Raw genomic sequence first — 19,913 nt, 5'->3', positions numbered from 1 at the left:
CGTAATGATACAGGAGGAGATTAAGTTGGATTTTAAAGATTATATTCGCGTCGTTCCCGACTTTCCGCAGCCAGGAATCAGTTTTAAAGACATTACGACGCTTCTGAAAAATGGTGAGGTATACCGCAAAGCGATCGAAGAGCTGAAAACGATGGTATCCGACCTCAAAATTGACGTGATCGCGGGCCCGGAAGCGCGCGGCTTCGTTGTCGGCGCACCGCTGGCCTATGCGCTTGGCGTCGGCTTTACGCCGATTCGCAAGAGCGGAAAGCTCCCTTACGAAACGATTGAGGTAGGATATGACCTCGAGTATGGCAAAGATCGTCTGGCTATGCATACCGACGCCATCGAGAAAGGGCAGAATGTACTGATTGCGGATGATCTTCTCGCAACCGGCGGCACCATTTCCACATCGGTTAACTTGATTCGTCAGCTGGGCGGCAATGTGGTCGGCGCTGCATTTATGATCGAGCTTGCAGATCTGAACGGGCGTTCGAAGCTGGATGGAATCGACGTATTTACGCTTATGAAATACGAGTAAACGACAAATTTTCCCGGGAAATAAAAAGGTCCTGAGCGATGGCTCAGGACCTTTTTGTGTTGGTTCAGGAGGCTGAAGAATATGCAGCCGTTAGCTCTCTTTGATCTACATTGAGATATAGCTCTCCCGGAATAATAACCTTCGATGCCATTGAGAAGGCGGTACGGAGAAGGGGTTCAAGCCCTTGATTGAAATATACTTCATGTCCATCCGATCAATGTCTTTATAACAAGGGCACTAAAAGGCTATTGCAACAGAGAATCCCGCAATTGAATATAAAAAAACAGCCGCAGGTTTGCGGCTGTTTTTCATGATGCTCCTTAGACAGCTTTAGTCCGGCGTTTTCTCGGTGATAGGCTGTTCGTTATTCTTTTCGTTAGAGAGGCCCGTTATTTCAAACAGTTTGAAGAGAATAGCGAGGCACATGCCCACGATCGTTGCCAAAGCCATACCTTTCAATTCTACCGTCCAGATCTTCAAGGAAACGCCGCTGATGCCGGTTACGAATACCAGCGTCGCCATAATCATGTTGCTTGCCTTGGAGAAATCGACCTTCTGCTCAACGAAAATTCGCAGGCCTGAAGCCGCGATTACACCGAACAGCAGCAAGGATACGCCGCCCATAACCGGCGTTGGAATATTGGCCACGACGGCCGAGAACGAGCCGGAGAACGAGAGCAGAATCGCAATGACGGCCGCTCCGGCAATGACGTATACCGAGTATACCTTCGTCAGCGCCATGACGCCGATGTTCTCCCCATAGGTCGTGTTCGGCGTCGAGCCGACGAAGCCGGACAAAATGGTGGAGACCCCGTTGCCGAGCAGGGAGCGGTGAAGCCCCGGGTCTTTCGCTAAATCCCTGCCTACAATATTGCTGGTTACGAGCAGGTGCCCGATGTGCTCCACGATCACGACGAGCGAGACCAGAATAATGCTGAAGATGGCTGTAGCGTCGAATACCGGCGTCGTAATTTCAGGCATGGAGAGGAAGCTGGCCTCGGCGATTTTTTCCGTCTCTACAACGCCAAGTGCAAAGGATAGCGCATAACCTACCACGATCCCGATCAGGATATGAATGATTTTGGGAAAGCCCCGGAACAGCACCGATCCGAACACGGTTACGCCGAGCGTTACGAGCGAGATCGTTACCGTTGTCGGATTGATGGACTCTCCTTCTGCAGGGAGTAAGCCGGCCATGTCTGCGGCGACCGGAACGAGCTCCAGACCGATCATGGCGATGATGGCGCCCATGACAGCCGGAGGGAACACAAAGTCGATCCACTTGGTTCCTGCGTACTTGACAATAAGGGCAACCAGGCAGAAGATGACCCCGGTTACGATGAACGCGCCGAGTGCTTTTCCGTAGTTGGCATCCGGGTTGCCATCCAGCACCATCAGAACCGGCGCAATGAAGGCGAAGCTTGAGCCGAGATATGCAGGAATTTTCCCTTTACAGAAAAAAATGTAGAGCAGCGTGCCGATCCCGTTCATCAGCAGGATCATGCCGGGATCCACACCGAACAAGTTAGGAACGAGCACCGTGCTTCCGAACATGGCGAACAAATGCTGAAGGCTCAGCAGGAAACCGGGGCCAAGCGGAAGCTTTTCATCAACCTGAATTTCGCGTTGCAAGTTATTCCACTCCTCTATAGGACTTTAAATATAGGACCGTTCGCGTACGATCTTTAATAGATTAAATACAATCGTTCGTTTTTTCAACAATATTTTTTGCAGTCCGTCAAAAAAGATGCAAGCCTTGTCGAATCCAAGATGTCTATCCGCCAGGAATAGGGCATAATGTATGTAACTGTTAGCGAAACGCTGTCCGTGATTGGAGAAACCCGCATACGGTTGACGTAAACCGCCACAAGCGTCATAATGAGAGGAAAACCATCAAGAGGGAACCTGCACGTTTTGACAAGGGCGGGTTCCATTTTATATAGAAAGGGAAGAGAAGGACTCCAAAATGGGCATAGAGCGATTACTCGAAAAGGCCAGCGCCTATATTAAAGAACCCGATCTTCTCCGCATCCGGGAAGCGTATGAATTTGCGGAACAAGCCCACCACGGACAAGTGCGGAAATCGGGAGAACCTTATATTCTTCATCCGCTCGCGGTTGCCGACATCGTGGTGAATATGCAGATGGATACGCTGTCGATCATCGCTGCGCTGCTGCATGATGTCGTTGAGGACACGACCGTATCCCTTGACGAGATTCGGGAGCGCTTCGGGGATACCTGCGCCATGCTGGTGGATGGGCTTACCAAGCTCGAGCGGATCCAGTTCAGATCCAAGGAAGAGCAGCAGAACGAAAATTACCGCAAAATGTTTATCGCCATGGCAAGGGATATCCGGGTCATCGTGATCAAACTGGCGGATCGACTTCATAATATGCGGACTCTGAAGTACCAGTCCGAGGAAAGCCAGCGTCGTATTTCCTATGAGACACTGGAGATTTTCTGTCCCATCGCCCACCGTCTCGGTATTTCCGCGATCAAGTGGGAGATGGAGGATATTGCGCTGCGCTACTTGAACCCGCAGCAGTATTACCGCATCGCGAATCTGATGCATAAGAAGCGGGCGGAGCGCGAGCAGTACATCGACAACGTTATCGTCTGCATCCGCGAGAAGCTGGATGAAATGGGCATTCAGGCGGATCTGTCTGGAAGACCGAAGCATATTTACAGCGTCTTTAAGAAGATGACGGTGAAGAACAAGCAATTTAATGAGATTTACGATTTGCTTGCCATTCGGATTATTGTCGACAATATTAAAGATTGTTATGCTACGCTGGGCATTATCCACACTCTGTGGAAGCCGATGCCCGGTCGATTCAAAGATTATATCGCTATGCCGAAGACGAATATGTACCAATCCTTGCATACGACCGTCGTCGGGCCTAACGGAGAGCCTACCGAGGTTCAGATCCGGACGTGGGAGATGCATCGCACGGCCGAATACGGTATCGCCGCCCACTGGGCGTATAAAGAAGGCTCTTCCGGTTCCAGCGGAAGCTTCGACAATCGGCTGACATTTTTCCGTGAAATCCTGGAGCTTCAGCATGAGACGAAGGATGCATCAGAGTTTGTTGAATCGTTAAAAATGGACTTTTTCTCGGATTTGGTATTTGTATTCACGCCGAAAGGCGAGGTTATCGAGCTGCCATCCGGTTCGGTGCCCCTGGATTTTGCGTATCGGATTCATACCGAGGTCGGCAACCGGACGATCGGGGCCAAGGTCAACGGACGGATTGTTCCGCTGGACCATCAGCTGAAAACGGGCGATATCGTCGAAATCCTAACCTCCAAGCATTCCTATGGGCCGAGTCAGGATTGGCTCAAGATCGCCCAGTCTTCCCATGCTCGGAGCAAGATCAAGCAGTGGTTCAAGAAGGAAAAGCGCGAAGAGAACGTGGAAAAGGGACGCGAAATGCTGGAGCGGGAGTTTAAGCGCCTCGGCCTTGACGTGTCCGAATGGACGACCGATGATAAGCTGATGGAAGCGGCGAAGAAATTCGCTTTCAATGATATCGAGGATATGCTGTCGGCCATCGGCTTCGGGGGCATTACCGCCGCCCAGATCTGTACCAAGGTAACGGAGAAGATGCGCAGGGAGCAGGAGGAAGCAGCCAATCAGCTGGAGATGACCTCCGAGATGAAGGAGATCAAACCGGCCGAGAAGCGCAGCCGTCCGACGAACGGCGTTCGCGTCAAAGGGATCGATAATCTGCTGGTCCGTTTTGCCCGCTGCTGCAACCCGGTTCCGGGAGACGATATCGTCGGTTATGTTACACGGGGCCGCGGCGTCTCGGTCCATCGCTCGGACTGTCCGAACCTTCCGGCTACAGGCGAAGGCGAAGGCGAAGATGCCGCTCGGGTGATCGAGGTCGAATGGGAATCCTCGGTGGAGGCTAACTACAGTGTCGATATCGAGGTGACCGGGCATGATCGAAACGGGCTCTTGAATGAAGTGCTGCAGGCCGTTTCGGAGAGCAAGACGAATATATCCGCCGTCACGGGCCGCTCGGACAAGAACAAAATGGCGATGATTCATATGACGATTCTGATTCGGAATACCGATCATTTGCATTCGGTCGTCGAGCGCATTAAACGGGTAAAGGATGTATATACCGTTCACCGGATCATGCAGTGATTCTTATTTCGTGCGGGCTTCCGGTTGCCTGATGCAATTCACGGTCTGCTGCCCTTCAGGGAGCAGGCCTTTTATTATTGTGGTAACTTATTTTTTGACAGAGGGAGCTAAGTGTTATGAGAGTTGTCATTCAGCGATGCAAGCATGCGGAGGTTACGGTTGAAGGGGAGGTTGTGGGCCGGATCGGAGAGGGGCTTATGGTGCTCGTGGGCGTGACCCATGAAGATGACGAGAAGGATGTAAAATATATAGCCGACAAGGTGGCCGGACTCCGGATATTCGAGGATGAGGAAGGGAAAATGAACTTCAGCGTCCAGGATGTCGGCGGAGCCGTGCTGTCCGTCTCCCAGTTTACGCTTTACGGCGACACCCGCAAGGGTAAACGTCCGAACTTCATGGCTGCGGCGAAGCCGGACGCGGCCAAGGCGCTGTACGAGGCGTTCAACCAGGAGCTGGCGGCAAAAGGGTTAACCGTGGAAACCGGAAAATTTGGAGCGATGATGGACGTGTCGCTTACGAACTGGGGGCCCGTAACGATTATCATCGACAGCCGTGCCTCCTAGCTCTTATCGGTGCTGACCTTTCATGCATGATCCCGGAATTTTTGGGCAACCTGTGGGGGAATGGTTCTGCTTGCACAACCAAGCGAATGAAGGAGTGATGCGACCGATGCGTCAATCCCCCAAGTCTTCCCTTTGCAGCGGGTTGAAAGCATGTGAGCCGTCTAGCGGCATAAGAGAGAGTACGGGAGTGGAGCGGCTTTCGGCTTCGCCGGAGGATCCTGTGCTGGCGTTGAGAATGAAGGGGCAATACCGAAGGCTGCTGCCGAGATGGTAGCTTCTTTATGGAATAAGAATACATGAATGGATAGAAGGTCCGGGGGATGTCCTCCGGGCTTTTTTATGTTGAAGCGGGTTATATTCAATGCGAGTCTAAGCCGGCATCCCCCTTCATTCTTGCGGAAGTTCGTTGTTATAAAAGAAGCGCGGCAGGGTAATAACAAATCGAGGACCAATCGTGAAAGGAGACATGCCAGATGAGCAAGGTTGCATTTCTGCTAGCAGATCAGTTTGAGGATTCCGAGATGAAGACCCCTTATGACGCCGTGAAGGAAGCGGGGCATGAGGCGGAGATTATCGGCTTGAAACAGGGTCAGGAAGTGAAGGGGAAACAAGGCAAGGCCTCGTATACGACCGATAAAGCGATTGCTGATGCAAATATAGAGGATTATGATGCGGTGGTTATTCCAGGCGGCTCCTCACCGGAGAATCTACGTCTGGATTCCCATATATTGCAGTTTGTCACAGCGGCAGACCGTGCGGGCAAACCGATTGCCGCCATATGCCACGGACCGCAAATTCTGGCAAGCGCCGATTTACTGAAGGGTCGAACGATCACATCGTATCCGCCGCTTCAGGATGATATGGTGAATGCCGGAGCGCAGTTCAAGGATGAAGAGGTTGTAGTGGACCGGAATTTCATTACATCCCGCACGCCGAAGGATGAGCCGGCCTTTGTACGCGAGCTGCTGAAGGCTCTCTGATTCGGCAGTGGAGGCAGTTTGTCCATGCAAGACCAGTCTTTTCAAAACGATAGCTTTTGAAAAAAAGGAGGAATGGACATGTCGAAACAAATTCAAGCTTATTTCAGGACCGAAGATGAAGCAGAGGGTGCCAGAACGTCGCTGCTGACCTACCACACCGAGCAGCTTGAGGTGGGTCAGCTGCAAGACCCGATCCGCAGCGGGGCAAATATTCTGGTGCCGCTAGTGCCTTGGAACAATTCGGGCACCGCTGGCGCGACGATGGGAGCCGGTACGGCGGCCGCGCCCGGCGGCGTCATTGGGGCACCCGGCGTCGTTATCGGAGGGGACAGGGCGCTGACCGGGGACCTCGCGGAGGACCGCGCGGACGGCGACCGTTCAGACGGATGGCGGGAAGCGGACGTGACGGACAGAGATTACGGAGAATTGAAGTATGCGTTGTCCGTTAAGGTAAGAGACGAGGATTACGACGCGATTGTCCATAAGCTTCGGGCGAACCATGCGTACGTGGAACGATTCGATTAATTACGAGACAATCAGGCTTATTCTGTTGCGATAGCGCAAGACCGGCTGATTGTGACGAGACCCGACAACCTTTTAAAGCGTTTTCTTGCTTGTAATATAACTGTAATGTTTGTTCAATCTTTCTTTAATATTAGATGCTTATAATAACAGCATGACCCCCTTTTTTATATAATATATGTTTTGGACCTACGGCATTCGGCCAGTAGGTTTTTTTCTTTTTTCGGGTTATTTCTACAAAGCTGCTTGACTTTAGCTCGGCGGTTCATTAGAATCTAAAAATATAATGTTTCGGGTATACTGATAACATCATATCGGATTTGATGACGGGACCAAGTACTCCATCCCCACAAGAACAGAGAGGAATCCCTTTGGCTGTAAGGATTCTCTTGATGAATGGACGAATGACTTCCTCGAGAACAGACGGCGAACCTTCGCACCGGCAGCCCCGGTGGCAGGAACAGTAGCCGATCTGCGCGGCCGGGCGTTACGCGGTTGAAGCGGATGCAGGATTTGCACAGAGTACATGATGTACGCCTGGGCGGGGCCGATCCGGAATGTGGGTGGTACCACGGGTGATATACGTTTATGAACATCTCTCGTCCCAGTTGTCTTTGGACAGCCGGGGCGGGGGATTTTTTAATTTCAAGCGATGTTTGTAAAAGAAAAAAGCAGTAGGATGTGGAGGGATGAAGATGGCAAACGAAAAATTTGAGAAGCCGACCGGCACGCAGGACATTCTGCCCGGAACGGTCGAGAAATGGCAGCTGATCGAGGAGAAGGCCCGGGATTTGTGCCGGAGATATAATTACCGCGAGATCCGGACGCCGATCTTCGAGCAGACCGAATTATTCGAGCGCGGAGTCGGAGAGACGACCGATATCGTTGAGAAGGAAATGTATACCTTCAAGGACAAAGGCGATCGCAGCATGACCCTTCGTCCGGAGGGAACGGCAGGCGTCGTTCGGGCCTTCGTGCAGAACAAGCTCTATGGGGAGCCGGATATTACCAAATTGTATTATATCGGTCCGATGTTCCGTTATGAGCGGCCCCAAGCCGGGAGATACCGGCAGTTCCATCAGTTCGGCGTCGAAGTGTTCGGCACGGCGGATCCGGCTGTGGATGCGGAGGTTATCGCGCTTGGCTATACCTTTTATAAGGAGCTTGGACTTCAAGGCGTGAAGGCGGAGATTAACTCTGTCGGTACGCCGGAGGTACGGGCGGCTTACCGGAGCCGATTGCTTGCTTACCTGGAACCGATGAAGGACAATCTTTGTTCGGACTGCCAATCCCGTATGGAGCGCAATCCGCTTCGCGTGCTGGATTGCAAGAAGGACCAGGACAAATTCACGGATGCGCCTTCCATCCTGGACAGCTTGGATGAGGAATGCAGCGTTCACTTCGGTAAGGTGCAGAGCTATCTGGATGCAATGAACATCGAGTATGAGATTAATCCGAGGCTTGTTCGCGGCCTCGATTATTACACGCATACCGCTTTCGAATTCAAGGCGCAGGGGATCGGCGCTATCGATACGGTCGGCGGGGGCGGACGCTTTAACGGATTGGTGGACCAGATCGGCGGACCGGATCAGCCGGGCATCGGCTTCGGGATCGGCCTCGAGCGCATACAGCTCATTTTGGAACACCAGGGCATAGACCTCTCGGGCGTAAAACCGCTGGATGTGTACTTGGTGGCCCTCGGCGAAGCAGCCGAGCGGGAAGTCGTAAAGATCATTTACGAGCTGCGCGGCAAAGGCATTTCCGCAGAACGGGACTATCTCGGGCGGAAAATGAAAGCTCAAATGAAATCCGCCGATCGTCTGAACGCGCGCTATACGGCCATATTGGGTGATGACGAGCTTGCCCGCGGGGAAATTTCGCTGAAATCCATGGAAAGCGGCGAGCAGCGCACGGTGAAGCTGGAACAGCTGTTTGAAGAACTTGTTTAACCACCCGCGATCAGCGGCTAATTATACTAAAGGGGAATGATAACAAGATGAAAAGGACGCATCAATGCGGTCTGCTGACGACCGCGAACATTGGAGAAACCGTAACGCTGAACGGCTGGGTACAGACCCGCCGCGACTTGGGTGGCGTATTGTTTATCGACCTGCGCGACCGCAGCGGCATTATGCAGGTTGTATTCAATCCGGATTTCTCCGGAGAAGCCTTGGCGGTTGCAGACAAAGTGCGCAGCGAATATGTTATTGCCGTATCCGGTAAAGTCGTTAAACGCGCGCCGGAGACGTTCAATCCAAATCTGCCGACCGGCGAAATCGAAGTTCAAGTGACTGAAATCGAGGTGCTGAACGCTGCCAAGACGCCGCCGTTCTTCATCGAGGACGGGGTTGAGGTTGATGAGCAGCTTCGCCTGAAATACCGATATTTGGACCTGCGTCGTCCGGAAATGCAGAAGACGCTGATGCTCCGCTCCAAAGCGGCCAAAGTATTCCGCGACTTCCTTGACGGCGAAGGCTTCGTCGATGTAGAGACGCCGATTCTGACCAAGAGCACGCCGGAAGGCGCGCGGGATTACCTCGTGCCGAGCCGCGTACATGCGGGCGAATTCTTCGCTCTGCCGCAATCTCCGCAAATCTACAAGCAGCTGCTGATGGTCAGCGGTCTCGAGCGCTATTACCAGATCGCGCGCTGCTTCCGGGACGAGGACCTGCGGGCGGACCGCCAGCCGGAATTCACTCAGGTCGACATCGAAACGTCGTTCATGGAGCGCGATGATCTTCTGAATATGATGGAGCAGCTCATGGTCAAATTGTTCAAGGAAACGATCGGCGTAGAGCTTGCGACTCCGTTCCAACGCATCAGCTATGCCGAAGCGATGGGCAAATACGGCTCCGACAAGCCTGATCTTCGTTTCGGGCTCGAGCTGATCGAGATGAACGATATCGTCGCAAACAGCGGTGTCAAAGTATTCTCCTCTGTTATTGAAAAAGGCGGCGAAGTGAAGTGCTTGAATGCGAAGGGCTGCGGTACCTGGACCCGTAAAGAGATCGATGACCTGGGACCATATGCGGCTCGCTACGGCGCAAAGGGTCTGGCCTGGATTCAAGTGAAGGAAGGCGAATTCAAGGGACCGATCGTGAAATTCTTTACGGAGCAGGAGATCGAAGCGGTACGCGAGCGCACCGGCGCCGAGGAAGGCGACCTGCTGCTGTTCTCCGCCGACAACAAGAAGGTTGTGGCTGATGTGCTTGGGGCGCTCCGTCTGAAAATCGGACGTCAGCTCGGTCTCATCAACGACAATGAATACAAGTTTGCATGGGTGCTTGACTTCCCGCTGCTCAGTTATGACGAAGAGGCGAAGCGTTATGTTGCCGAGCACCATCCGTTCACCCGTCCGAAGGACGAGGATCTGGAACTGATGGACACCGATCCGCTTGCCGTGCGCGCTCAAGCGTACGACCTGGTGCTGAACGGCTATGAAGTCGGCGGCGGTTCGATGCGGATCTACAAGCGCGAAATTCAAGAAAAAATGTTCGCAGCGCTCGGCCTTTCGCCGGAAGAGGCGCATGAGAAATTCGGCTTCCTGCTGGATGCGTTCGAGTACGGTACGCCTCCGCACGGCGGGATCGCCTTTGGCTTCGACCGTCTGGTGATGCTGCTGGCCGGCCGCAACAACCTGCGGGAGACGATTGCGTTCCCTAAGACGGCAAGCGCAACGGATCTGCTCATGGACGCTCCTTCCCAAGTGGACGGCGGACAGCTTGAGCAGCTGCATATCAAGCTGGCCAAGAAGCCGGGCGACGAGAAGTAAGCCGTCTGTCGATAAAGGAGGATTTGCATACATGCTGCATCAATTTTCCCGGACGGAACTAGCCATTGGCCCTGAGGGCCTTGAAATCATGAAGAACAGCACGGTCGCGGTGCTCGGGATCGGGGGCGTCGGCTCCATAGCGGTAGAGGCTCTGGCCCGTACCGGTGTCGGCCGCATCATTCTGATCGATAAGGATGTCGTTGATATTACGAACATCAATCGTCAGATCCACGCGTTGACGACGACCATCGGTCAGAAGAAGGCGGATCTGATGGTCGAGCGCGTGAAGCTCATCAATCCCGAATGCGAAGCGATCGCACTGAACATGTTCTACACGGAGGAAACTTATGAAGAGCTCTTCAAGTATGAGCTCGATTATGTCATCGACGCCTCCGATACGATCATTTACAAGGTGCATCTGATCAAGGAATGTCTGAAACGAGGGATTCCGATCATCTCGAGCATGGGAGCTGCCAACAAAATGGATCCGACCAAGTTCCAGGTGGCCGACATCTCCAAAACCTCGATGGATCCGATTGCCCGCGTTGTCCGTACCAAGCTGCGCAAGGACGGCATCAAGAAAGGCGTCAAGGTGGTCTTCTCGCTCGAAGAGCCGATGAAGCCCCGCAAAGACGTCACGGAGAAGATCGTTCCGGAGAATGCGCCGGAAATCCGTAAGGCGAAGCAGCCGCCGGCAAGCAATGCTTTCGTGCCGCCGGTAGCCGGACTCATCATGGTGAGCGTGACCGTAAGAGAGCTGCTGGAAAAGGGCGGCGTCACCGTATAACCGAAAAAATGGATCAGGCAAAAGCAGCATCCCATGGCCGGGATGCTGCTTTTTTGGCAAACGCAACTCGTCGGCCGGATCACGCAGCACGTAACAGGGTACTAGTGTAAGCGGTATGATCTGGTATAACGGCTGGAGGTATGTTACAATAGAACTCCTTTTTGTGTCACGGCTCGCAAAGCCAGGCTTTTCGATGCGAAAAAATTAGAATTCTTAGGAGGTAACTGAAAGTGTCACAATCTTTTCAAAGTGCCTATCAAGAAGAGGAGTCAAGGCTTCGCGAGGTGATCGTCGAGATCGACCGGCAGCTTGAACGGCTGCGCAGCATCCCGGTGTATACCGGACATGATTTTACGGAGCAGGTGCTCGAGGCCGGGAGGGAAGAGAAGCGGCAGGCGCTGGCCAAGAGCTTGCCTGAGCCTTACTTCGGGAGGCTGGATTTTCAGGAGAACGGGACCGGAGAGAAGAAACCGCTGTATATCGGGAAGGTAGGCTTCGATAAGGAAGAGGCTGGGGATCATCCGATGGTGATCGATTGGCGCGCTCCTGTCGCAAGCCTGTTTTATTCGTTTACGGGCGGAACGGAGCCTGCATCCTTCGAGGCGCCGGAGGGGTTGATTGAAGGGCTGGTATATCTCAAACGCAATGTCGTCATCCGGAAGCAAATACTGGAGCGGGTATCAGATACGTACAATCGCGAGAGCGGCGGTCCGGCCGTAAATGACGAGTTTCTGGTCTACCGTCTAGGAGAGAACAAGGACAACCGCCTGCGGGATATCGTCTCGACGATACAGGCTGAGCAGGACAAGATTATTCGGGCGGCGAAAAACACGGCGCTGATCATCCAGGGGGTTGCGGGAAGCGGAAAAACCACGGTAGCGCTTCATCGGCTTGCTTATTTGCTGTATCAGTACAAGGAGCAGGTCCATGCGGAAAAAATGATTATTTTTGCACCGAACCTGATGTTTCTGGACTACATATCCGACGTCCTGCCGGAGCTGGGGGTTGGAGATATCCAGCAGCGCACCTTCGGCGACTGGGCAGCCGAGCTGCTTGGAATCGAGCTGTTCTCGGGAGACCACGCGCAGACGCTTCATCGGTGGTTCGAGAGCGAGCCGGGGCGCGGGACCCCGGATGTTAACGATGAGGTCAGCGGCCGTTACAAAGGCTCGTTGCGCCTTATGGGGCTGATCCGCCGCTTTGTCGAACGGATGGAGCGCAATGCGCTCCCGGACGAGGACTTCTCGCCTTGGGACGGGGCCGTTCTGAAGCGGGAGGCGATCGCCGAGTGGTTCGAGCAGGAATATAAGCCTTATCCGCTTGCCAAGCGGAAGGAACGGCTGCTTGCCCGGCTGCATCGCTGGATCGAAATGGAGCTGAAGAAATCGCCATCCGGGGCCGTCATGAAGGAACGGAAGAAGAAAGCGTCCCAGCGGGAAAAAGCGTACGCGAACCGGTGGCCGAAATTTGAGCCGCTTGCCCTGTATAAACAGCTGTTTGGGGCATCGAAGGCAGCTGGAGCATGGGTCGAGGAGCTGTCGGCGGAAATTCCGGCCGATGTGCTTAAGGCAACGCGGAAGGATCTGAAGCAAAATATCGTTCGGGAAGAGGATCTGCCGGCGCTGTTATATTTCCACTGCCTGCTCAATGATATTACGGGCGAGCAGCGCTTCGACCATATCGTCATCGACGAGGCGCAGGATTTCTCCCCATTTCAGGTAGCCGTACTGGATCTGTTCGTCAGGGGGCATTCCTTCACCATCCTCGGCGATCTGTCGCAGGGCATTCATGCCTATCGCGGCGTTCATGCCTGGGAGGAAATGAGCTCCTTATTCAAGGAGGAGGAGACCGCTTATTTTGCCCTGACGCGCAGCTATCGGTCGACGATGGAGATTATCGAATTTGCGAACGGTATTTTGGAAAAGGGTGTCGGCAGCGATCTGCTTGCGGTTCCGGTGTTCCGGAGCGGGGATGCGGTGCGTTTGATCCCTTATGCTTCCGGAAGCTCAAGGACGAACGATCTGAAGCGGGCGATGGAGTCACTGATCGCGAAGGATTATCGTACGGTAGCGATTCTGACGCGGACGCTGCTTGAGGCGGAAGAGCTTCACGTAGAGCTGCGTGCGGCATGGCCGGAGCTGAACTTGATCGACGGCAGCGAAGGTACGTATCAGGGCGGATACTCGGTGCTGCCGGTCTATTTGTCCAAAGGCCTTGAATTCGATGCAGTCATCGTTGCGGATGCAGATGCGGGACATTACGCGGAGAAAGCTTGGGATGCCAAGCTGATGTATGTTGGCTGTACCCGGGCACTGCACGAGCTGTGGCTGCTGCATGGGGAAGCGCGTCCTTCTTACGTGACGGCGGAGGCATCGGATATTACAGCCATTGGCTGGCCGTGACGTCGTGATACAAGGATACATGGCCGGATATGAATCGATTGCATAGGCATTGACTACGAGCGGAAATAAAAATGCTAGACTAGGGATAGCCCCTGAAGTTAGCGGTTGCTGCATGCACCGTTTCTTCAGGGGCTATTTCCTATGGCGGGGAATTCGTCCTTTGTCTATTCCATACAGCGAAATACACGCCAATAAACGCAAATAAACGCACGGAATAAGTATTCTATCCCAGCATCCGGTACGAATCACCGAGATGGCCGATATACCGAAGCAGCGTCCACACGATGAGGGCAGCAGCTGCCAGCAGCGTTCCCGAGAGAATCGCAATTTGCATTTTATTTCTTTTCATAACAACCTCCGTCGATGCTTATCGAATTACCGGAAGGATTGGCCCTCGTCCCGGCGGATTTCCTGCTTGTATTCCCATATCCGAATAGCAGAGCGGATCAACACGTACAGGGAGTACAAAAGCTGGAGCGAAAGAATGATATAGATCATTCGAATGGCGAGAAGATGCTCTGTCAGAGCTTCAGGCTCATAGATTTGGAAGAGCACTTGATTGTGCTGGGCATGAATGCACATTATGAGCAGACTCGCCCCGATTCCGATGGCCGCATGAACCATTTTCCGCTTGGCGTTCCGGATCTTCATGCCCGCTTCCACCCTCCCCTTAATAACGGCTTTATATATATTTAACGCTCACAAGTAGAAAAAAGTTAGGATAGATCTAAAATGAATCTAAAACGGGAGGATGAATCAAAAAGCAAATGCTCGACGTCAACTCCGAATCGTGTGGGAACGAACCGGACCGACCATCTCTCTGGGAGTGAGAGAATGAACCGCCGCCGCCATCTCTCGGGGATGGGAATGAACCGCCGCTGTCCATCACTCGGGGCAGTGTAGGGAATGAAACGTCGCCGACCATCACTCGGGGCAGTGTAGAGAATGAACCGGCGCCGACCATCACTCGGAGCAGTGAGGGAACGAACGGCTGCCGTCCATCGTGCCGGCAGTGCGGGCACGCCTGCTGCATATATGATATGATAAGGTGTGATAGATTTTAAGGGGCCAGGGTCTGGCCGACGACTGATCTAGAGACAAGGAAGTGTAGCAAATGGATTTATTCAGTTACGGACGCGAAGCCGACCGGGATTCCAGGCTGCTGGCCGACCGAATGCGGCCGGTTTCGCTGGATGAATATATAGGACAAGAGCATATCATCGGGCCGGGGAAGCTGCTCCGGCGAGCCATCGAAGCGGACCAGGTATCATCTATTTTGCTGTACGGTCCTCCCGGATGCGGCAAAACGACGCTCGCCCATATTATTTCACAGCAGACCAAAGGCCATTTTGTCCGGCTTAATGCGGTTGAGGCCTCGGTTAAGGATGTGCGGGAAGTCATTGAACAGGCTCAGAGCAACCGCAGCTTGTACGGTACGAAGACGATTCTGTTCCTGGACGAGGTGCACCGATTCAATAGTTCCAGACAGGATGCGCTGCTGCCGGCGGTTGAGAACGGAACCATCATCTTCATCGGAGCGACAACGGAAAATCCTTTTCATTACGTGAACGGGGCCTTGATGAGCCGGTCCACGTTGTTTCAATTGCAGCCTTTAACCAAGGAGCATTCGCTGATTGCGATGCGGCGCGCGCTGACCGATTCCGACAAGGGACTTGGCTATATGGATTTGATCGCGGATGACGAGGCGCTGGAGCATATTGCCACGATGGCTAACGGCGACATTCGCCGGGCCTTGAACGCCCTTGAATTGGCGGCCATGACCACGCCCCCGGATGAAAACGGCACCGTTCATATTACGCTAGATGTGGCCGAGGAATCGATCCGCAAGCCCCTCGTGAAGGCGGATGAATCCACGCAGTACGACGTGCTCTCCGCCTTCCATAAGAGCATTCGGGGCTCGAGCGATGCGGCGGTGTTCTGGTTCCTGTACGCCGTCGAAAAGCTGGGGATGGACCCGATAGTGTTCATCCGGCGTCTTATCGCCGCAAGCAGCGAGGATATCGGCCTTGCCAACCCGCAGGCGATGGTTCAGGCTGTCAGCGCCTTGGAGGCTTATAGGAACAACGGCTGGCCCGAAGCGAAGCTGAACGTTGTCCAAGCGATTGTGTTCGCGGTAGAGAGTCCGAAGTCCAATGCAGTCGTTGAGGCCATATCCCGCGCCATGGCAGCTATGGACGAGGTGAAGTCGGCGGAGGTTCCACTGCACTTGCGGGATGCCCATTATCAAGGGGCAATCAAGCTTGGGCATGTCGGATATAAATACCCGCATGATTATCCAGGGCATTACGTGAAGCAAGAGTATTTGCCGAAGGAGCTATCCGATCGGGTGTTTTATCAGGCGACGGAACAGGGGAACGAGGCGAAGATTGCCCACAATCAGCGGCTGAGACGTGAACAATAGGCGTTTTCGGGATGCAGGGAAGCAGGAATGCAGGGAAGCAGGAATCCAGGGATGCAGGGATGCAGGGATGCAGGGATGCAGGTATGAGCAGCTCGTCCTGGGCGGGCACTAATGATTTAAGGGAGGATGAAGATGAGAATAGGGAAAAGAAGCTTTGTCATATTACTGTTATCGATTGGTGTTGTGCTGGGCGGTTGTTCAGCCAAGAGCGGCCAGGAGCAGGCGCCTGACGGACAGGCTGCGGAGTCTGCGCATGCCCATGGACACCAGACGCAGTTGGCCAACGGAGACCTTCAGGAAATGACAGCTTCGGCCGATGTGCTGCCTGAATTTTTGAAGGGCCAGACGAGCGAAATTCAGACCATTTATGCATTGTCCGCTCAGGTGAGCGACGTGCTGAAGCATATACCCTGCTATTGCGGGTGCGGGGAAAGTGCCGGGCATCAAAGCAATCTAAACTGCTTCATTGATGAAATTCGCGAAGACGGGAGCGTCGTATGGGATGATCACGGCACCCGTTGCGGTGTATGCCTTGACATTGCGGTGGAATCGGCAAAAATGAGCAGTGAGGGCAAGAGCTTAACGCATATTCGCCAGACGATCGACGATAAATATGGTACCGGCTATGCAAAACCGACCCCTACGCCGATGCCGCCAGCGGAGAGCTGATTGGCTGTCTGGTGTGCACCGTGCAAACTGAGATCTGTGTGTGATCTAATGGTTTGTATAAGGAGATGCTGGGCTGATTGACGACTATAACCCTTGAAGCGCTTATTCACGATCATACAGGATCGGAAGAGGCGCTTTTTTTTTTTTGCATGATTACGGGTCCCGTTCAGCTTGACAGATCCCTTAATGGATTGATGGAACGGTCCTTCTCGAAAGAAGGATACCCTGCATTGTTAACCGATTTTTCAACGTACCGTGATCGAAGTCACAGCTTAATACTATATGTAGATTATAAATTATTATTCGTACACCATATATAGTATTCAAAGTGATAGATGGATAAGGAGCTGAGACGTCACATGAAGGTGATCAAGCGTGATGGAAGCGGGGCGCCCTTTGAGGCAGGCAGGATCGTGAATGCGGTGGACAAAGCTTTTGCAGCCGTTGAAGGCAACGCGCGGAAGGAGGCCTCCGTTCGGATCGCAGGATTCGTAGCCGAAGCGCTGCGGGGGAAGGAACGGATTACGGTCGAGGAGATTCAGGATCTGGTCATTCGGCATTTGCAGCAGGAGGGATTTCGGGAAGTGGCTGCGGCTTACCGGAAGTACCGGGAGTCCCGGGACTTGGAGCGGATTAGGCGGGGCGAGCTGTACAAAATCAGCAGCGACGTGCTCTTGTCGGCCAATCCCGATCTGCTGAGGGAGAATGCGAATTTGAACGGTGAATCGTTCAGTGGAAAAATGAGCAGGATTGGCTCGGAATACAGCAAGTGGATGGCAAGCCGCTTTGTGCTTCCCCCAGAGCTTGCGAATGCCGTACGGGAAGGATCCATTTACGTCCATGACCTGGATCAGTACGCGCTCGGCACGACCAACTGCATCTTCATCCCCTTTGACCGTCTGCTCGCCGGAGGCTTTAATACGGGTAACGGTTCGGTACGGCCGCCGAAAAGCATCATGACGGCGATGGCGCTCGTGGCGATCATTTTCCAATCCCAGCAGAACAGCCAGTACGGCGGCGTCTCCGCGAACAAAATCGATTGGGACCTCGCACCGTACGTTGGCCAAACGTTCCGGCGGCATTTCCGCAAGGGTGCGGCTTATCTCGGAGATGCCGAATCTTCACCAGGGACGGCCGATTGGAATGACGATGAGCTGTACATCGACAACCAGCAACTGAAGGAGAACGCTCCGCGAATTTACCGGTATGCCTATGAAGAAACGCTGAATGAGGTGAGGCAGGCCGCCGAATCGCTAATCCACAATTTGAACACGATGAGCAGCCGGGCCGGGGGGCAAATCCCGTTCACGTCGCTCAATTACGGCATGTGCACATCGACGGAAGGCCGCATGGTATCCCATGCGCTCCTGGATGCCACGATGAACGGACTCGGGCGGGGGGAGACGCCGATTTTTCCGCAGCATATTTTCCAGTGTAAGCGGGGAGTGAACCAGGCGGAGGGCGAGCCCAACTACGACCTGTTCCTGAAGGCGGTCGAATGCTCCAGCCGCAGGCTGTACCCGAATTTCGTCAATGTGGACGCTTCATTCAACCTGCCGTATTACAAGCCGGACGACCCGGATACCATCATTGCCACGATGGGATGCCGAACCCGGACGATCTCCGACCGCTTCGGGCGAAACCGATTGAGCGGCAAAGGCAATCTGTCCTTCAACACCGTCAATTTGGTCAAGTTGGGGATCGAGCATGGCATCGTCCTGCAGCAGCGGGGGAAGCCGGATCTTGAGGGCTTTTTGTCCAGGCTCGATGATTGCATAAGGATCGCTGTAGCCGGTCTGGTTCACCGCTTCGGGATCCAAGCCGAACAGCCGGCGAAGGCGTCCGATTTCATGATGAGGGAGGGCGTATGGGAAGGCGGAGAGAAGCTCGCGCCGGAGGATAGCGTAAGGGAACTCATCAAGCACGGCACCTTGGCGGTGGGCTTCATCGGGCTGGCCGAATGCCTGAAGGCGCTGACCGGATGCCATCACGGCGAGGATGAGGCGGCCTTTCAGCTCGGCCTCGAGATTGTCCGCCATATGCGGCGGCGATGCGATGAAGCCAGCGAAACCCATAACCTGAACATCACCTTGTTTGCCACGCCGGCTGAAGGCTTGTCCGGGAAATTTACAAGGCTGGACCGTAAGCAGTACGGCGTAATTGAGGGTGTTACCGACCGGGAGTATTACACGAATTCTTTTCACATTCCCGTCTATTACAGCATGCCCGCTTATCGAAAAATTCGCTTGGAGGCTCCGTTTCATGGGCTGTGCAACGCCGGAGCGATCTCGTACGTGGAGCTGGACGGCAGCGCAAGGCTGAACACGAAGGCCTTCCAAGACATCGTCCGCTTTGCCTTGGACGCCGATATCGGCTATTTCTCCGTGAACCATCCGATCGACCGCTGTCTAAGCTGCGGGCATGAGGGGGTAATCGGCAGCATTTGCCCGCAGTGCGGGATCTCCGAAGGGGAGGGGCGCTTCCAGCGGCTGCGGAGGGTGACGGGATATTTAACCGGCAGCTATACCGAGCGTTTCAACTCCGCGAAGCAGGCGGAAGTGAGAGACCGGGTGAAGCATCTGTGAACCTGATCGGCTATGTTCCGGAAAGCATTAGCGAAGGCGAGGGACTCCGGGCAGTGCTCTTCATCAGCGGCTGCCGACATGCCTGTCCGGGCTGCTTCAATCCGGCGTCTTGGGATTTTGAGGCAGGGGTTCCTTTCACGGAGGAAGTGTCCGCGCGGATCCTTCGGGATATCGCCTCCAATCCTCTGATCGATGGATTGACTTTATGCGGAGGCGACCCGTTCTTTTCGCCGGAGGAGTGCACTGCCTTTGTAGAGAGCTTCCGTTCACTCTGTCAGGACAAAACCGTATGGGCTTATACAGGCTTTACATTCGAGGCACTCATGCGGCACCCGAAGCGGCGCGAGCTGGCGCTGCTGTGCGATGTCATTATCGACGGACGGTTCGTGCTTGAGCTGAAAGATGTGTCGCTGCCTTTTCGCGGCAGCTCTAACCAGCGGCTCATCGATGTGGCGGAGACCGTGTGCAGAGGGGCAATCACGGAGTATGTGTTGTGAGCATGTTCATTGAAGTGGCT

Annotated in this window: 16 protein-coding genes; 13 read left to right on the top strand and 3 right to left on the bottom strand. The window is 54.0% G+C overall.

What is annotated here, in order from left to right; all coding sequences use genetic code 11:
* The first annotated feature begins 25 nt into the window (after window positions 1-25).
* Complete coding sequence (locus tag MKX76_RS14930) at window positions 26-541, top strand: adenine phosphoribosyltransferase (protein WP_007133175.1); 516 nt, start codon at window positions 26-28, stop codon at window positions 539-541.
* A 330-nt stretch (window positions 542-871) separates the two neighbouring features.
* Here MKX76_RS14930 and uraA read toward each other — a convergent pair whose 3' ends face one another.
* A complete protein-coding gene (uraA, locus tag MKX76_RS14925; RefSeq protein ID WP_007133176.1) occupies window positions 872-2,173 on the bottom strand; it encodes a uracil permease in 1,302 nt (433 codons plus the stop codon).
* A 334-nt stretch (window positions 2,174-2,507) separates the two neighbouring features.
* Between uraA and MKX76_RS14920 the strand changes: the two genes are divergently transcribed.
* The 8 genes from MKX76_RS14920 (at window position 2,508) to MKX76_RS14885 (ending at window position 13,720) form a co-directional block, all read left to right on the top strand.
* On the top strand, window positions 2,508-4,694 hold the full coding sequence (locus MKX76_RS14920) for a RelA/SpoT family protein (RefSeq protein WP_341034074.1): 2,187 nt from the start codon (window positions 2,508-2,510) through the stop codon (window positions 4,692-4,694).
* A 116-nt stretch (window positions 4,695-4,810) separates the two neighbouring features.
* The gene (gene dtd, locus MKX76_RS14915; RefSeq protein ID WP_007133178.1) at window positions 4,811-5,257 is read left to right on the top strand and encodes a D-aminoacyl-tRNA deacylase; all 447 of its coding nucleotides are present in this window, start codon (window positions 4,811-4,813) and stop codon (window positions 5,255-5,257) included.
* A 473-nt stretch (window positions 5,258-5,730) separates the two neighbouring features.
* Complete coding sequence (locus MKX76_RS14910) at window positions 5,731-6,237, top strand: type 1 glutamine amidotransferase domain-containing protein (RefSeq protein WP_007133181.1); 507 nt, start codon at window positions 5,731-5,733, stop codon at window positions 6,235-6,237.
* 78 nt (window positions 6,238-6,315) lie between these two features.
* Entirely contained in the window at window positions 6,316-6,762 is a 447-nt protein-coding gene (locus tag MKX76_RS14905) for a hypothetical protein (RefSeq protein ID WP_007133182.1), read from the top strand.
* Window positions 6,763-7,454: 692 nt separating this feature from the next.
* A complete protein-coding gene (gene hisS / locus MKX76_RS14900) occupies window positions 7,455-8,708 on the top strand; it encodes a histidine--tRNA ligase (protein ID WP_007133183.1) in 1,254 nt (417 codons plus the stop codon).
* A gap of 47 nt (window positions 8,709-8,755) precedes the next feature.
* Window positions 8,756-10,531: an aspartate--tRNA ligase gene (gene aspS / locus MKX76_RS14895; RefSeq protein ID WP_007133184.1), complete on the top strand. Its 1,776-nt coding sequence runs from the start codon at window positions 8,756-8,758 to the stop codon at window positions 10,529-10,531.
* 31 nt (window positions 10,532-10,562) lie between these two features.
* A complete protein-coding gene (locus tag MKX76_RS14890) occupies window positions 10,563-11,318 on the top strand; it encodes a tRNA threonylcarbamoyladenosine dehydratase (RefSeq protein ID WP_007133185.1) in 756 nt (251 codons plus the stop codon).
* Window positions 11,319-11,548: 230 nt separating this feature from the next.
* Entirely contained in the window at window positions 11,549-13,720 is a 2,172-nt protein-coding gene (locus tag MKX76_RS14885) for a HelD family protein (protein ID WP_341034072.1), read from the top strand.
* Between the two features lie 223 nt (window positions 13,721-13,943).
* Here the strand turns inward: MKX76_RS14885 and MKX76_RS14880 are convergent, their stop codons facing one another.
* Together MKX76_RS14880 and MKX76_RS14875 are read right to left on the bottom strand one after the other, a co-directional pair.
* On the bottom strand, window positions 13,944-14,069 hold the full coding sequence (locus tag MKX76_RS14880; protein ID WP_341034071.1) for a hypothetical protein: 126 nt from the start codon (window positions 14,067-14,069) through the stop codon (window positions 13,944-13,946).
* Between the two features lie 26 nt (window positions 14,070-14,095).
* Entirely contained in the window at window positions 14,096-14,371 is a 276-nt protein-coding gene (locus tag MKX76_RS14875) for a hypothetical protein (RefSeq protein WP_028404996.1), read from the bottom strand.
* Between the two features lie 463 nt (window positions 14,372-14,834).
* On the opposite strand from MKX76_RS14875, the gene MKX76_RS14870 reads away from it, so the two are divergent.
* The 4 genes from MKX76_RS14870 to nrdG all read left to right on the top strand — a co-directional run bounded on the left by MKX76_RS14870 (window position 14,835) and on the right by nrdG (window position 19,893).
* On the top strand, window positions 14,835-16,142 hold the full coding sequence (locus MKX76_RS14870) for a replication-associated recombination protein A (RefSeq protein ID WP_341034070.1): 1,308 nt from the start codon (window positions 14,835-14,837) through the stop codon (window positions 16,140-16,142).
* A gap of 132 nt (window positions 16,143-16,274) precedes the next feature.
* Entirely contained in the window at window positions 16,275-16,811 is a 537-nt protein-coding gene (locus tag MKX76_RS14865; protein ID WP_007133190.1) for a PCYCGC motif-containing (lipo)protein, read from the top strand.
* 359 nt (window positions 16,812-17,170) lie between these two features.
* The gene (locus tag MKX76_RS14860; protein ID WP_341034069.1) at window positions 17,171-19,396 is read left to right on the top strand and encodes an anaerobic ribonucleoside triphosphate reductase; all 2,226 of its coding nucleotides are present in this window, start codon (window positions 17,171-17,173) and stop codon (window positions 19,394-19,396) included.
* Window positions 19,393-19,893: an anaerobic ribonucleoside-triphosphate reductase activating protein gene (nrdG, locus tag MKX76_RS14855; RefSeq protein WP_341034068.1), complete on the top strand. Its 501-nt coding sequence runs from the start codon at window positions 19,393-19,395 to the stop codon at window positions 19,891-19,893. Before MKX76_RS14860 ends, nrdG begins: the two co-directional genes overlap by 4 nt.
* The last annotated feature ends 20 nt before the right edge of the window (window positions 19,894-19,913 follow it).

Origin of the sequence: Paenibacillus sp. FSL R5-0810, from assembly GCF_038002285.1 — a bacterium.
GTDB classification, from domain to species: Bacteria; Bacillota; Bacilli; order Paenibacillales; family Paenibacillaceae; genus Paenibacillus_AQ; species Paenibacillus_AQ lactis.
The sequence above is the reverse complement of the archived record's forward strand: the minus strand, read 5'-3'. Positions and strand labels throughout refer to the sequence as shown.

Excerpts from the sequence above, each read along its gene's own strand:
- dtd (WP_007133178.1), top strand. The coding sequence starts at position 4,811 with ATGAGAGTTGTCATTCAGCGATGCAAGCATGCGGAGGTTACGGTTGAA.
- MKX76_RS14875 (WP_028404996.1), bottom strand. The coding sequence starts at position 14,371 with ATGAAGATCCGGAACGCCAAGCGGAAAATGGTTCATGCGGCCATCGGA.
- MKX76_RS14880 (WP_341034071.1), bottom strand. The coding sequence starts at position 14,069 with ATGAAAAGAAATAAAATGCAAATTGCGATTCTCTCGGGAACGCTGCTG.
- MKX76_RS14920 (WP_341034074.1), top strand. The coding sequence starts at position 2,508 with ATGGGCATAGAGCGATTACTCGAAAAGGCCAGCGCCTATATTAAAGAA.
- MKX76_RS14890 (WP_007133185.1), top strand. The coding sequence starts at position 10,563 with ATGCTGCATCAATTTTCCCGGACGGAACTAGCCATTGGCCCTGAGGGC.
- MKX76_RS14905 (WP_007133182.1), top strand. The coding sequence starts at position 6,316 with ATGTCGAAACAAATTCAAGCTTATTTCAGGACCGAAGATGAAGCAGAG.
- MKX76_RS14865 (WP_007133190.1), top strand. The coding sequence starts at position 16,275 with ATGAGAATAGGGAAAAGAAGCTTTGTCATATTACTGTTATCGATTGGT.
- MKX76_RS14860 (WP_341034069.1), top strand. The coding sequence starts at position 17,171 with ATGAAGGTGATCAAGCGTGATGGAAGCGGGGCGCCCTTTGAGGCAGGC.
- MKX76_RS14870 (WP_341034070.1), top strand. The coding sequence starts at position 14,835 with ATGGATTTATTCAGTTACGGACGCGAAGCCGACCGGGATTCCAGGCTG.
- MKX76_RS14910 (WP_007133181.1), top strand. The coding sequence starts at position 5,731 with ATGAGCAAGGTTGCATTTCTGCTAGCAGATCAGTTTGAGGATTCCGAG.
- hisS (WP_007133183.1), top strand. The coding sequence starts at position 7,455 with ATGGCAAACGAAAAATTTGAGAAGCCGACCGGCACGCAGGACATTCTG.
- aspS (WP_007133184.1), top strand. The coding sequence starts at position 8,756 with ATGAAAAGGACGCATCAATGCGGTCTGCTGACGACCGCGAACATTGGA.